The 12558-nt window shown below is 73.0% G+C and carries 9 protein-coding genes; 2 read left to right on the top strand and 7 right to left on the bottom strand.

The genetic code is table 11. The annotated features are described in order from the left end of the window. Window positions 1–11 precede the first annotated feature (11 nt). Window positions 12–1214: an MFS transporter gene (locus YWW_RS0107725; RefSeq protein ID WP_026929681.1), complete on the bottom strand. Its 1203-nt coding sequence runs from the start codon at window positions 1212–1214 to the stop codon at window positions 12–14. A gap of 100 nt (window positions 1215–1314) precedes the next feature. Here YWW_RS0107725 and YWW_RS0107720 point away from each other — a divergent pair, with 100 nt between their 5' ends. Then, entirely contained in the window at window positions 1315–1908 is a 594-nt protein-coding gene (locus tag YWW_RS0107720) for a TetR/AcrR family transcriptional regulator (RefSeq protein ID WP_026929680.1), read from the top strand. A 34-nt stretch (window positions 1909–1942) separates the two neighbouring features. Here the strand turns inward: YWW_RS0107720 and YWW_RS0107715 are convergent, their stop codons facing one another. Then, complete coding sequence (locus YWW_RS0107715; protein ID WP_026929679.1) at window positions 1943–2671, bottom strand: phosphotransferase enzyme family protein; 729 nt, start codon at window positions 2669–2671, stop codon at window positions 1943–1945. Between the two features lie 107 nt (window positions 2672–2778). On the opposite strand from YWW_RS0107715, the gene YWW_RS0107710 reads away from it, so the two are divergent. After that, complete coding sequence (locus tag YWW_RS0107710; RefSeq protein ID WP_026929678.1) at window positions 2779–3216, top strand: VOC family protein; 438 nt, start codon at window positions 2779–2781, stop codon at window positions 3214–3216. Between the two features lie 59 nt (window positions 3217–3275). On the opposite strand, the gene YWW_RS0107705 is transcribed toward YWW_RS0107710, so the two are convergent. The 5 genes from YWW_RS0107705 to YWW_RS28930 all read right to left on the bottom strand — a co-directional run bounded on the left by YWW_RS0107705 (window position 3276) and on the right by YWW_RS28930 (window position 12504). Further along, window positions 3276–3608, bottom strand: a complete 333-nt coding sequence (locus YWW_RS0107705; RefSeq protein ID WP_026929677.1) for a YnfA family protein — start codon at window positions 3606–3608, stop codon at window positions 3276–3278. A gap of 334 nt (window positions 3609–3942) precedes the next feature. Beyond that, the gene (locus YWW_RS0107700; RefSeq protein WP_026929676.1) at window positions 3943–4581 is read right to left on the bottom strand and encodes a DUF4333 domain-containing protein; all 639 of its coding nucleotides are present in this window, start codon (window positions 4579–4581) and stop codon (window positions 3943–3945) included. A gap of 143 nt (window positions 4582–4724) precedes the next feature. Next, window positions 4725–7943, bottom strand: a complete 3219-nt coding sequence (locus YWW_RS28935; protein WP_081687270.1) for an AfsR/SARP family transcriptional regulator — start codon at window positions 7941–7943, stop codon at window positions 4725–4727. A 179-nt stretch (window positions 7944–8122) separates the two neighbouring features. Next, window positions 8123–9472 carry a TrkH family potassium uptake protein gene (locus tag YWW_RS0107690; protein ID WP_026929675.1) on the bottom strand — a complete coding sequence of 450 codons (1350 nt, stop codon included), beginning with the start codon at window positions 9470–9472 and terminating at the stop codon, window positions 8123–8125. 194 nt (window positions 9473–9666) lie between these two features. Continuing rightward, window positions 9667–12504, bottom strand: a complete 2838-nt coding sequence (locus YWW_RS28930; protein ID WP_051325502.1) for an AfsR/SARP family transcriptional regulator — start codon at window positions 12502–12504, stop codon at window positions 9667–9669. Between the last annotated feature and the right edge of the window lie 54 nt (window positions 12505–12558).

Genomic DNA, 12558 nt, shown 5'->3' with positions numbered 1-12558 from the left:
CTCCGGATGGTTCAGGGAAGCGGTCGGACGGCGCTGGCCTCTTCTCGAGCGTCGGCCGGTTCGCGCGCCGCCGGGGTGATGAAGGCCGCCGCCAGGACGAGCAGGAGCACGGCGATCAGCGCCGAGCGCAGTCCGTGGTGTTCGCCGAGGAAGCCCAGGACCGGCGGGCCGACGAGGAAGGCGACGTAGCCGATGGTCGCGGCGAGGGAGACCCGCGCGGCGGTGTTCTCGCCGGAGTCGCCGGCCGCCGAGATGGCCACGGGGAACCCGAGCGAGGCGCCCAGGCCCCACAGGATCGCGGCCGCCCCGGCGACGATCTGGTTGTCGGCGAAGATGACCAGGGCCAGGCCGCCCGCGCTGACGAGGGCGCTGGCGCACAGGACCGCGACCCGGCCGAAGCGGTCGACGAAGCGTCCGCCGATGAACCGGCCCAGGGTCATCGCGGCGGCGAAGACCGCGAAGACCGCCGATCCGAGGGCGGCGTCCAGGCCGTGGCCGTCGACCATGACCAGTGGCAGCCAGTCGTTGGCGGTCCCTTCGGCCATGGCCAGCGCGAGGATGACGCCGCCGATGAGCAGCAGCCGCGAGTCCTTCCAGACCGCGGCGCGCGGCGCGTCCGCGACGGTGTCGGCCGCGGCCCGCATGCCGACGCCGGCCGGGATGGGGCGGATCGCCACCGCCAGCGCCGCGACCACGGTCGCGGCGGCGATCCAGAGATGCGCGGCGACGGGGAAGGCCACGGCGGTGAGGACCATGCCGATGGTCGCCCCGACGACGGTGCCGAGGCTGAAGAAGCCGTGCATCAAGGGCATCGCCGAGCGTCCGAGTTCGCGTTCGACCTCGGCGCCCTCGATGTTGAGGGAGACCTCACCGCCGCCCATGCCGCAGCCGAAGAGGCCCAGGCCGATGGCGACCACGAGGCCGGAGCCGAAGTGCGCCCCGGTGCCGATGACCGCGGTGCCGAGTGCGACGGCGAGCATGCCGGTGATCGTGATCGGCCGGGTGCCCCAGCGGGACACGAGCGGCCCGGCGGAGAGGATGCCGGCCATCGAGCCGACGGACAGGCCGAAGAGGATGAGGCCCATCTGGGCGGTCGAGGCGCCGACGAGGTCGCGCACGTCCGGTGTCCTGGTGACCCACGAGGAGATGGTGATGCCCGGCAGGAAGAAGAGCGCGGACAGGGCGCTCCTGCGGGCGCGAACGGATGCGGTCACGGGCTTGCCTTCTTGGAACGACGACACGAGTCTGTACGACCGTACACACTTGCCGTCCCGGCTCCGGATCGGCGGATTCGGGCTATGGCAGATTGGTCACATGGGCGGAACACGGCGCGAGATCCCCAACGACCCCGGACGCAAGCGGCGCATCCTCGACGCCGCGCTCGACGTCATCGCCGAGGCCGGAGTGCACAAGACCACCCACCGCCGCATCGCGGCCCGGGCCGAGGTGCCGCTCGGCTCGCTCACCTACTACTTCGACGGCATCGACGACCTGCTCGTCCAGGCGTTCGCCCGCCTCTCCGACACCATGTCGGTCCACTATCGCCGCACCCTGGAGAGCGCCGCGACGAGGGCCGAGGCGGAGGACGCGATCGTCGAGCTCATCTGCGGGCCGGCGTACGCGAGCTCGCGCGAGATGACGCTGATCTTCGAGATGTACGGCTACGCCAACCACCATCCGCAGGTCATGGACATCGCGCGCGCCTGGCTCCACCGCAGCCGTGAGAGCCTCAGCCTGCACTTCCCCGAACACGTCTGCCTCGCGCTCGACGTGCTCATCGAGGGCTGGCCCATACACCGCGTCTTCGAGGGCGCCCCTCTCGACCGCGCCCTCGTCGCGGCCACCGTCCACACCATCGTCGACCACCTCGACGCCGCGGCGGAGCGGCCCGGCCGCCGCGACGCGTAGCCGCCTCCACGGCGGCCGGGGGCCGGTCGGTCTTTCAACCGAGCCGCAGGCGGTCCGCGTCGCGTCGATACATGGCGGCGTGCTCGGTGAACTCGCTTCGGCCGGTGGCGGCGGCGCGCCGGTCGGTGAACGCCGCCAGCTCGTCCAGGCGCAGCGCGGCCACCCGGCGCACGTCGGCCGGGTCGAATTCGGCGCCGTAGGCTTCGATGAGCTCGCCGAGCCGTTCGCCGCGGTCGCCGTACCGCGCCGGGTCGAACCCGACCGCGTCTTCGGCGTAGGGGACGAGCCGGTAGGCGAGGTACGCGAAGTCCCACAGCCGCGACCCCGGCGAGGCCATGTCGAAGTCGATGACCCCCACCAGCCGCCCTTCGCGGACGATGAGGTTGTAGGGCGCGAAGTCGTTGTGGCAGACGACTTCCACCGGGGAACGGCGATCGCCGCGCCAGGTCCGGTCCTGCCCGGCGAGCGGCCTGGCGGCGTCGTGCAGCCGCCGGAGCAGTGCCGCCGAGGCCCGCAGCATCGAGGCCTGCCACCGGATCTCGGGCGAGGCCTGTTCGAGCGTCTCGCCTTCGATGAAGGTCAGGATCTCCCTGCCTCGGCCGTCGAGGCCCAAGGCGCGCGGCGCCTCCGCGATGCCGGCCGCCGCGCAGTGGTCCAGCAGCTCGTGCACGGACGCCGTCCATGCGCCGCCGACACGTCGGACCGTGTCGCCGACCCTGACCACAGGGTCCATGTTGCCACCGGTCAACGGTACTTCCAGCATGAGCCGATGATACGGAAGGGGCCTCGCCGCCGCTTCGGGCGTCCGGCCGCGGCCGACATGGCGAATGCCGAGCTCGGGGTTCTTCCCGGTGCCCTAGTCTGTGCGATATGACGGTCCATCGACTGGATCACGTCGGCGTCGTGGTCGAGGACCTCCCGGCCGCCATCGCGTTCTTCGTCGAACTCGGCATGGAGCTGGAGGGCGAGGCGACGGTCGGGGGCGAGTGGGCGGACCGGCTCACCGGACTGGANGGACTCCAGTCGGACATCGCCATGCTGCGGACCCCGGACGGCCACAGCCGGGTCGAGCTGTCGACGATCCGCAGCCCGGCTCCCACCGGCCGCGCCCCGTGGGANCCGGTGAGCACGCCGGGCATCCCCCGGCTCGCGTTCGTCGTCGACAGCGTCGACGAGGTCTTCGAGCGGCTGCGCCCCCACGGCGCCGAGCTCGTGAGCGAGATAGTGGAGTACGAGGACATCTACCGCTACGGCTACGCCCGCGGCCCCGCCGGGGTCATCGTCGGGCTGGTCGAGGAGCTCGGCTGAACGACGCGCCGAGCGTCGGCGTCAGCGGCGTGCCGGTCCATGTTCTGCCCCAAGGGAGCTCAGGTTCTGGGGGCGTACATGATGACGGCGACGCCGAGCAGGCAGATCGCCGCCCCGACCACGTCCCACCGGTCGGGTCGGAAGCCGTCGACGGCCATGCCCCACGCCAGGGAGCCGGCGACGAAGATGCCGCCGTAGGCGGCCAGGATCCGCCCGAAGTTCGGATCGGGCTGGAAGGTGGCGACGAAGCCGTAGGCGCCCAGGGCCATGACGCCGGCGGCGATCCACAGGATGCCGCGGTGCTCCCGCACGCCCTGCCAGACCAGCCAGGCGCCGCCGATCTCGGCGAGGGCGGCCAGGGCGAACAGGAGGATCGAGCGGGCGATGTCCACGGACCCGACCCTACCGGTCGCGCATCGGCGCGGGTTCGGCGAACGGCAGGGGGCGCTCCCGCGTGGCGGCGCAGGCGTCCAGGTCGTCGCACCCGGCCGACAGCGCCGTGCGCAGCGGACCGGCGGCGTGTCCATGGCGGGCACGCTCCTTGCGGTTCGGGAACTGCGGGATTCCACCGTGAACCCGTACCCGGGTACCGGGTTCAAGCCGAAGTGTTCGGTGCCACAGATGGAGCGTGCCCGTGCCCGCCGCACCGGTCTCGACCGAGGCCGAGCTCCGGCCCCCGTGGCGGGCGGCGGAAGGGGGCTCGCGGCGGGCGCGTGCCGTCCCGGCTCACTTGGGTTCGGAGGCCACGCTCACATCGACGCTCCACGTGTCGCCCTCGACGCCGGTGAAGGTGACCGTGGTCTCGTATTCGGCGCCGTCGGCGGGGTCGGTCAGGGTGCAGTAGACCGTCCTACCGTTCTCGGGCACGATGTCGACGTCGCCGCAGTCGATGTCGGGCCGCGATCCGACCTCGGCCTCCAGCGCGTCCGCGGCCGCCTCGGCGATGGACGCCGCGGGGATCGCCTCGCCGGATCCGGCCTGCTCGCCGGAGTCTTCGGCGGGCGCCCCCGTCTCCTCGGCGGGCTGCGCGGTCGATTCCTCGTCCGTCCTCATCTCGACCGCGATGTTCCATGTATCGCCGTCGACGCCGGTGAAGGTCACGACGGCGTCGTATTCGGCGCCCGTCGCGGGGTCGCTCGCCACGCAGTCGACCTCCTTGTCCTGGGAGGCGATGATGTCGTCGTCCCCGCAGTCGATGTCGGGGCGCTCGCCGGACTCGGACTCCACCGCGTCCTCGGCCGCCTCGGCGAGCGCTTCGCCGGAGACGGTGGGGCCGGCTTCGAAGCTGCAGGCCGAGAGGGCGGCGACGGCGAGTCCCAGAGGCAGGGCGGCCAGTTTGAGGTAGGGCACTGTGCGGCCTTTCATTGCAGGGTTCATCGGGCGGAGCCTCGGCCGCCGCGATCATGGGTCGGTTCCGAGCATGGACGACGATCAGGTGAATTCCGCACGGATTCCGCACGGCTGAGCCGTGCAGCGGCGGAAGGAGCATGCCGTGCGCACGGCTCGGGCTACTTCAGGTCCGCCGAGCCCGCCGGGGCGGCGGCGCCGATCTCGGCGCAGAGGGTCCGGGCCTCGTCCAGGCGCCGGCGGGCGGTCTGCCGGTCGCCCTCGGCGAGGGCGATGCCGGCGATGATCCGCAGCGATACGGCCTCACCGGGGCGGTGCCCGGTCCGCCTGTGGCCCCGCAGTGCCCGCTGCGCCAGCTCCGCGGCGCCGCCGAGCCGCCCCGCGTCCAGTTCCATCTCGGCGAGCTGGTTGAGGGCCTGGTCTTCCAGGAACCGGTAGCCGGCCTGTCCGGCGGTCCGAAGCGCCCGCGCCGCCTCGTCCTTCGCGCGGGCGGCGTCGCCGCTGCGGTACAGCGCTCCCGCGCGTCCCACCATCGCCTCGACCCTGTGGAACACGGTGTCGTGCTCGGTCATGTCCAGCACCCGGTCGTAGTGCGCGATCGCCTCGTCCTGCCTGCCCTCGGCGTCGTAGGCGGCCGCCAATGTGACCATGGCGGAGACTCTGAAGCGGTGGTCGGCGGCGTCCGTCCGTTCGGCGAGCACCCGCTTCGCGTGCTCCAGGGCCTCTCCGGTGCGCCCGGACGCCAGGCGGAGCCGCGCGGTCGCCCCCAGGATGTCGCCCGACCTGTCGATGCCGGTGCCGCCGCGTTCCAGTTCGGCCGCCTCCTCCAGGTGGGCGGCGGCCTGATCGAGCCATCCGCAGAAGATCTCGACCTCGGCCCGGTGGGCCAGCGTCACCGCCCTCGCCGCGTCGGCGCCCGTCTCGGTGGCGATCGCCAGGGCCCGTTCGAAGTGCTCGACGCTGGTGTCGAGCTCGCCGACGAGGGCGTACAGGATCCCCAGCCAGTGGTGGTCGTTGCATTCCCCGTGGCGGTCGCCGATCGCCCGATTGGCGTGCAGCGCGGCATGGGCGTGCCCCAGTCCTTCCCGGGGCCGGCCGCGGAGGAACGACCCGATCGCCAGGTTGCCGTCGGCCGAGGCCGCGCCCGCGAGCCAGCCGGCCCGGCGCGCGGATTCGGCGGCCTCGCGAGCGTGCTCCATGCCTTCTTTCACACGGTTGCAGCGGATCAGCGCCGAGGCCAGGCTGAGCTCCGCCGAGGCCGTGCCGAGCGGGTCGCCGGTGCCGCTCGCCGCGGCCAAGGCGGCGCGGCCGAGGCGCAGGCCGTCGCTGCTGAGCATGCGGAGCCACGCGTAGCCGCGCAGCACGTCGGCCATGTGCCAGGCGAACTTCGGCGGCCCGTGCTCGGCGGTGTGCTCGACGGCGGCGATGAGGCCGGTCCACTCGACTTCGAGCCATCGGGCGGCCTCGTCGGCCGTGGGCTCGAACCGCTCGTCCGCTCCGCTGGGGACGGGGACGCCGGCCATGCCGGGGTAGAGGGCCGAGCGGCAGGCGTCGGCCCCGTGGAGGTACCGGTCGAGCAGCCGCTCCAGGGCGGCGTCGCGGTCGGGTTTCGGCTCCTCGGACTCGAGGAGTTCGACCGCGTAGAGGCGGATGAGGTCGTGGAGTCGGTAGCGGCCGGAGCGGCCGTGCTCGACGAGGTGCGCCTCCACGAGCTGGCGGAGCGCCCATCCGGCGTCCTCCCGGGAGCCCCCGTGGAGGCTGACGACGGCGTCGATGCCGAAGTCGGGGCCGGGGATCAGGGCCAGGAGCCGGAACGTTCTGGCCGCGTCGGCGCCGAGGGAGCGGAAGGACCAGGAGAACACCGTCCGGAGGTCCACCGACGCCTCGTCGCCCGCCAAGGCGTCCAGGCGCGAGGTCGCCAGTTCCTCGGCGATGGCGCCGAGCGAGGCGTCCGGGCGCGTCGCGGCGCTGGCGGCGGCGATCGCGAGGGCCAGCGGCAGGCCCGCGCAGGCGGTCAGGATCTCCCCCACCGATTCGGGTTCGGCCGCGAGCCGCTCGGTCCCCAGCTGCCGTTCGAGCAGGGCGGCCGCTTCGGTCCGGCTGAACGCGCCGATCTCGATGATCCTGGCCCCGTGCGAGGCGGCGAGGCCGACGAGTCGGCGGCGGCTGATCACCACCGTGTGGACCTGAGGCGAGCTCGGCAGCAGCGGTCGCACCTGGGCCGCGTCGCGCGCGTTGTCGAGCACCAGCAGTCGACGCTCGCTGCCGATGAGGCCGCGGTAGAGCGCGATCTGGGCGTCGGCGTCGGCGGGGATCCGCCGCGGTTCCACGCCCATCGAGCCGAGCAGGTGGCGGACCGCTTCGGCGGGTTCCATCGCGGCCCCGCTCGGGGAGAAGCCGCGCAGGTCGACGTAGATCCTTCCGCCGGGGAAGCGGTCGGCGGACCGGTGCCCCCAATGCAGGGCCAGCATCGTCTTGCCGACGCCTCCGATGCCGGTCAGGACGACCAGCGGGCTCGTCGGCGAATCCGCCGACGCGTCCAGTCTCGCCAGGCATTCGCTCCTGCCGGTGAAGACGGTCGTGCTCGATGGGAGGGCCAGCGGCGCGATGGCCGCGGGCTCCTCGCGCGCCTCGAGTTCCAGACTCGGATCCTCGCGCAGGATGGCGGTGTGGAGCTCGCGCAGCGGCCCGCCGGGGTCGACGCCCAGCTCCTCGGCCAAGCGGTCGCGGACCTCGGCGTAGACGCGGAGGGACTCCGGGCCCTGCCCGCAGCGGTACAGCGCCAGCATGAGCTGCTCGGCGAGGCGCTGACGGCAGGGGTGTTCGAGGTGCAGCCTCCGCAGTTCGTTCACCAGCAGCTCGTGCCTGCCGAGGCTCAGCCCGATGTCGATGCGTTCCTCGGTCAAGGCGAGTCGGTAGTCGTCGAGCCGCCGTGCCGCCAGTTCGACGGCCTTCCCCGAGAGGCCCGCCAGGGACGGGCCGCGCCATTCGGCGAGGGCGTCATCGAGCGCCCTTTCGGCGTCGACCAGTCGGCCCGCCGAGCGGTGCTCCAGTGCCAGGGATTCGCTCCTCTTGCAGCGCAGCACGTCGAGCTCGTCGGCGGCGACATCGATCCGGTAGCCCGAGCCCGTTCGCCGCAGTCGCTCTCCGGCGGCTCCGAGCTGGCGCCGGAGGGCCGCGGCGATGTTCTGCACCTGCCTGGCGGCGGTCGAGGGAGGGGGGCCGTCCCAGAGGCCGGCCGCCAAGCGATCGGTCGGAACCACTCGGTTCGCCTCGTCGAGCAGCATCGCCAGCAGCTTCGGGTGGTGCCGGCCGCTGATCGTCACCGGTCCTTCCGGCGTGCGGACTTCGAGCAGACCCAGAATGCGAAAACTCGTCATGGCCTGGCTCCCCTCCGCCGTCCGAGGCGATCTCACGATTGCATGTCACGGGCACTTGAGCATGCAGTGTATGAGCGAACGTCCAGACTGTTCGGCCCGGCTCAGGTGGATCGATCGGACGGTGCCGGTGTGAGCGCGTTACCTCGGTGAGTTCATCGAGCCGAGCGGCGGCCCGGTCCTCAGCCGACGAGGGTGCGGCCCTCGGGGTAGCGGAACAGGCGCTTGCGGGAACGCATCGCCAGCGAGGCGGCGAACAGGACCGGACCGATCCTGCCGCCGTACATGACGAGGATGAGCAGCCATTTCGACGGGTCGCCGAGCGAGGCGGTGATGCCGGTGGACTGGCCGACGGTGGCCGCCGCCGAGACCACCTCGAACATGATGGGGCCGAGCGGGAGCTCGGGCTCGAAGATCTGCATGAGGATGACGGCGGCGGCGTTGAGCGCCACATAGACCAGGGCGACGGCGAGCGCCTCGCGGATGACCGGCATGCCGAGCCGGCGGCGGAACGCCGAGACGTCGGCCTCGCCGCGCACCTCGGCCCAGATCACCCACAGCAGCACGAAGAACGTGGTCACCTTGATGCCGCCCGCGGTCGAGGCCGCGCCGCCGCCGATGAACATGAGCATGATCGACACCAGCAGCGAATGCTCGTGCAGCTGCCCGACGTCGACTGAGTTGAATCCGCTGGTGCGCAGCACCGTCGACTGGAAGAACGCGGGCAGGAACCGGTCCTGCCAGGCGAACTGGCCGAAGGTGGCCGGGTTCGACCACTCGAAGGCCAGCAGGATCAGCCAACCGGCCGACAGCAGGACGGCCGTGCCGGTCAGCGTCATCTTGGTGTGGGCCGACCAGCGCCTGCGCCCCCAGCCGCGGCGGGTCAGCTCGAAGGCCACCGGCATGCCCAGGCCGCCGATGATCGTCCCGGCGCACAGCGGCAGGCTGATCCACGGATCGGTCGCGTAGCCCATGATCGAGTCGCTGAAGAGGCTGAACCCGGCGTTGTTGAAGGAGCTGACGCCGTGGAAGATCCCCTGCCAGGCGGACTCGCCCGCGCCGAAGCCGTACGCCAGGCGGAAGCGCAGCGCCAGCATGAGGGCGATGGCGGACTCGACGATGAGCGAGACGGCCACGGCCTTGACGATGACGGCCTTCACGTCGCCGAGGTCGAGCGACGGATGCAGCTCGGCCCGCATCATCAGTTTCGACCGCAGTCCGAGCTTGCGGCTGACCAGCAGGCCCAGGAACGCCGCGGTGGTCATGATGCCCAGGCCGCCCAGCTGCATGCAGCCGAGGATGACGACCTGCCCGAACCCGCTCCAGTGCGTCGGCGTGTCCACGGTGATCAGGCCGGTGACGGCGACGGCCGAGGTGGAGGTGAACACCGCGTCGATGAAGTCGGTCCCGCCGGGCTCGGCCTGCGCGGCGGGCAGCATCAGCAGGAGGGCGCCGGCGAGGATCGCGGCGGCGAAGCCGAGCGGGACGAGGCGGGCGGGGCGGCGGGCGAGGCCCGCGAGGAGCGTGCGCATGTCAACCGGCGGCGGATGCCGTCCTTCGATCGGGGAGCCGCGATGCCGCGGTTCCGGAGGCGGGTGATTCGTTCAGCGGCTCGAGTGAACGCCGCCGAGCGGCTCGTGCCAAGAGGGTTTGACGCCTCCCATACGCCCCCGCCGGGAATCTTGACGCGGTCTTGACGCGCCGGGGTGTTCGGCGCGCCGCCGGGTCACTCGCCGCCGCGGTCTGCCCGGTCGAGGGCGGCGAGAGCGGCGCGGACCTTGGCCGCGTCGGAGTGCCCGAGCCGTTCGAGCACGGCCAGCGCCCGCGAGTAGGCCGCCCGGGCGGGCTCCGGTTCGCCCGCGGCGCGGTGGTTGTCGGCGAGGTGCCTGAGCGTGCCTGCGATCGGGTAGAGACCGCTGTCCGCCTGCTCGCGGAAGGCGAGCGCTCGCCGGAAGCAGTAGGCGGCGCTGGCGTGGTGGCCTCGGGCGCTGATGACGAACCCGAGGCTGTCCCAGACATTGGCGGCGCCGGCCCGGTTGTCGGCGGTCCGATACCGGCGCAGGGCCTGGAGGCAGTGGTGGACCGCCCTCTCGTACTCGCCGAGCTGGGCGAGGCACCAGCCGATGTTGTTGAGGGCGTCGGCCTCTCCGTTGGTGTTCCCGAGCCGCCGGTAGCGCTCGAAGGCCCCCAGGTTGTATTCGGCCGCGAGGCGGTGGCGCCCCAGCAGGTGCTCGACGTATCCCAGGTTCTTCAGGACCGTCGCCTGGCCGTGCAGGTCTCCCAGCTCCTCGAACATGTCGAGCGCCCGGTGGTGGCGGACGCGGGCCTCGTCGTAGCGCTCCAGGCGCGTCAACGCCCTGGCGATCGAGCGGTGCGCCTGCGCCTGCCAGTCCTTCCGGCCGAGGCGCACGGCCGATTCGAGCGCCAGCTCCTGGAGCTTCGCCCAGACGTGCCAGTGCCCCTGCCGGTCGAAGTAGCCGGTCAGGACCGAGGCGAGCTGGCAGCACCGCTCGTGCCCGCCGCCGTCGCGGCACTGCCCGACCAGGGCGACGAGCGCGGCGGCCTCCGCGTCGAACCAGGCGAGGGCCTCGGCCTCGTCTCGCGGTTCGGTCACGACGACCGGCCGGTCGGCTCGCGGCAGTTCCAGCGGCTGCATCTGCGGTTCGAGCAGCCGAGCGGCGCGGTGCGCGGTATGGAGGTAGTGCAGGAACACGCGGCGCCGGGCCGCTTCGCGGCGCTGCGCGGGGTCGAACGCTTCGGTGAGCTCGGCGGCGAAGTCGCGCAGCAGATCGTGGACGGCATACCGTCCGGGCCGCTCCTCGGTGACCATGCTGGCGCGGCCGAGCTCCGCGAGCAGCCCGCCGGTGGCCCGCGCCGGGAGTCCGAGCAGACTCGCGGCCGCGGCGGTGCTCACGGTCCGGCCGGGGGCCAGGGCGAGCAGCCGGAGCAGGCGGGCGGCGTCGCGTTCGAGCGAGCGGTAGGACGAGGTGAGCACCGCCCGCACTTCGGTGCCGGCCTCACCGGTGGCGAGGGCGTCGAGTCGGCCGCCGTCGCGCAGCCGGGCCGCCAGCGCCGCCAGTGGCCGCTCCGCTTCGGGGTCGGCCTGCGCCGAGGCGACGACCAGCGCGAGCGGCAGCCCGGCGCAGGCGGTGACGACGGCGGCGGCGTCCGGTTCGCGCTCACCGGGTTCGCGGCCGAGCCGGGCGGCGAGGAGCCGGTGCGATTCGGCCGCTGTGAGCGGCGGCAGGCGGATCGGTTCGGCGCCGTAGGCGGCGACCAGTCCGGTGAGGCGGTCTCTGCTGGTGACGACGGTGAGGCTGCCTCCGGAGCCCGGCAGGAGCGGGCGGACCTGGGCGCTGTCGCGGGCGTTGTCGAGGACGATCAGGAGGCGCCGATCGGCGGCGAGGGTGCGGTAGAGGGCGGAGCGGGCTTTGAGCCCGTCGGGCAGTTCGCGCGTCCCGACGCCGAGCGCGTGCAGGAAGGCGCCGAGGGCGTCGGCGGGATCGGCCGGCGCGCCGTGCGGGCTGAACCCGTCGAGGTCGATGTAGAGCTGACCGTCGGGGAACCGGTGGGCGGCGCGGTGGGCCCAGTGGAGCGCGAGGGCGGTCTTGCCGACGCCGGCGGTCCCGGTGATCACATGGACGCCGGTCTCCGTCGAGCCGCGGTCGAGGCGGCGGTCGAGCCGCCGCAGCGGCTCCTCGCGGGCCACGAAGACGGCGGGCCGCGCCGGCAGCTGCCGGGGCGCGACGACGGTGATCGCCGGTGCGGGCGTGTCGCGACCCCAGGTGAGGGCTTCGCCGCCGAGCAGTTCGCCGTGGAGGCGGCGGAGTTCGGGCCCGGGGTCGGCGCCGAGCTCGTCGGCGAGGCGGGTGCGGACGGTCTCGAAGCGGTCGAGGGCCTCCGCGCGGCGTCCGCCGCGGTCGAGGGCGACCAGGAACCGCGCCCACAGCGGTTCGCGCAGCGGGTGCCGGGCGACCAGTTCGGCCAGTTCGGCGGCCACGGGAACGTGGCCTCCGGCGGCGAGGTCGAGGTCGATGCGGCGTTCGAGCGCTTCCAGGCGCATCTCCTCCAGGCGGGGCGCGGCGGTGCGGCGCAGCCACAGGCTGTCGACGTCCTCGAAGGCCTCGCCGCGCCACAGCTTCAGCGCGGTGACCAGCTTCGGGCGCTCGTCTCGGGCGTCCGCCGCCCCTGCGGCGTCCCGCAGCAGGTGTTCGAAGCGGACGAGGTCGACGCACCGCTCGGGCACGCGCAGACGGAGTCCGGCCGGAGCGCTGTCGATCCGGTCGCGTCCGAGGAGGCCGCGCAGCCGACCGGCGTAGGTCTGGAGGGTGCGCCGCAGATGGCCGGGCGCGTCGTCGTCCCAGATCGCGGTGGCCAGCCGCCCATAGGGGACGGTCCGGTTCGGAGCGGTGGCGAGGACGGCCAGGAGCGTGCGCAGGCGGCCGGTCGTCACCGCGATCGCCTCCCCGGCGCGGTCGACCGCCAACGGCCCCAGCAGTCCGACGGTGAGGTCTTCGGTGTGATCGTCCGATGCGGGCTCTCGCGGGTCGGGGATTGCGGCCATGTCCACGATTCTGAATCCTCGTTTCCCCTGTGTCATCGGCGATCGGGCGTAAAC

Source organism: Glycomyces tenuis DSM 44171, from assembly GCF_000427885.1.
Taxonomy (GTDB): Bacteria; Actinomycetota; Actinomycetes; order Mycobacteriales; family Micromonosporaceae; genus Glycomyces; species Glycomyces tenuis.
Note: the sequence above shows the minus strand (reverse complement) of the source record. Positions and strands in the feature narration are given on the sequence as shown.

Bases quoted from the DNA above. Each gene is read 5' to 3' on its own strand.
- YWW_RS0107720 (WP_026929680.1), top strand. From the start codon at position 1,315: ATGGGCGGAACACGGCGCGAGATCCCCAACGACCCCGGACGCAAGCGG.
- YWW_RS0107715 (WP_026929679.1), bottom strand. From the start codon at position 2,671: ATGCTGGAAGTACCGTTGACCGGTGGCAACATGGACCCTGTGGTCAGG.
- YWW_RS0107700 (WP_026929676.1), bottom strand. From the start codon at position 4,581: ATGAAAGGCCGCACAGTGCCCTACCTCAAACTGGCCGCCCTGCCTCTG.
- YWW_RS28935 (WP_081687270.1), bottom strand. From the start codon at position 7,943: ATGACGAGTTTTCGCATTCTGGGTCTGCTCGAAGTCCGCACGCCGGAA.
- YWW_RS0107690 (WP_026929675.1), bottom strand. From the start codon at position 9,472: ATGCGCACGCTCCTCGCGGGCCTCGCCCGCCGCCCCGCCCGCCTCGTC.
- YWW_RS28930 (WP_051325502.1), bottom strand. From the start codon at position 12,504: ATGGCCGCAATCCCCGACCCGCGAGAGCCCGCATCGGACGATCACACC.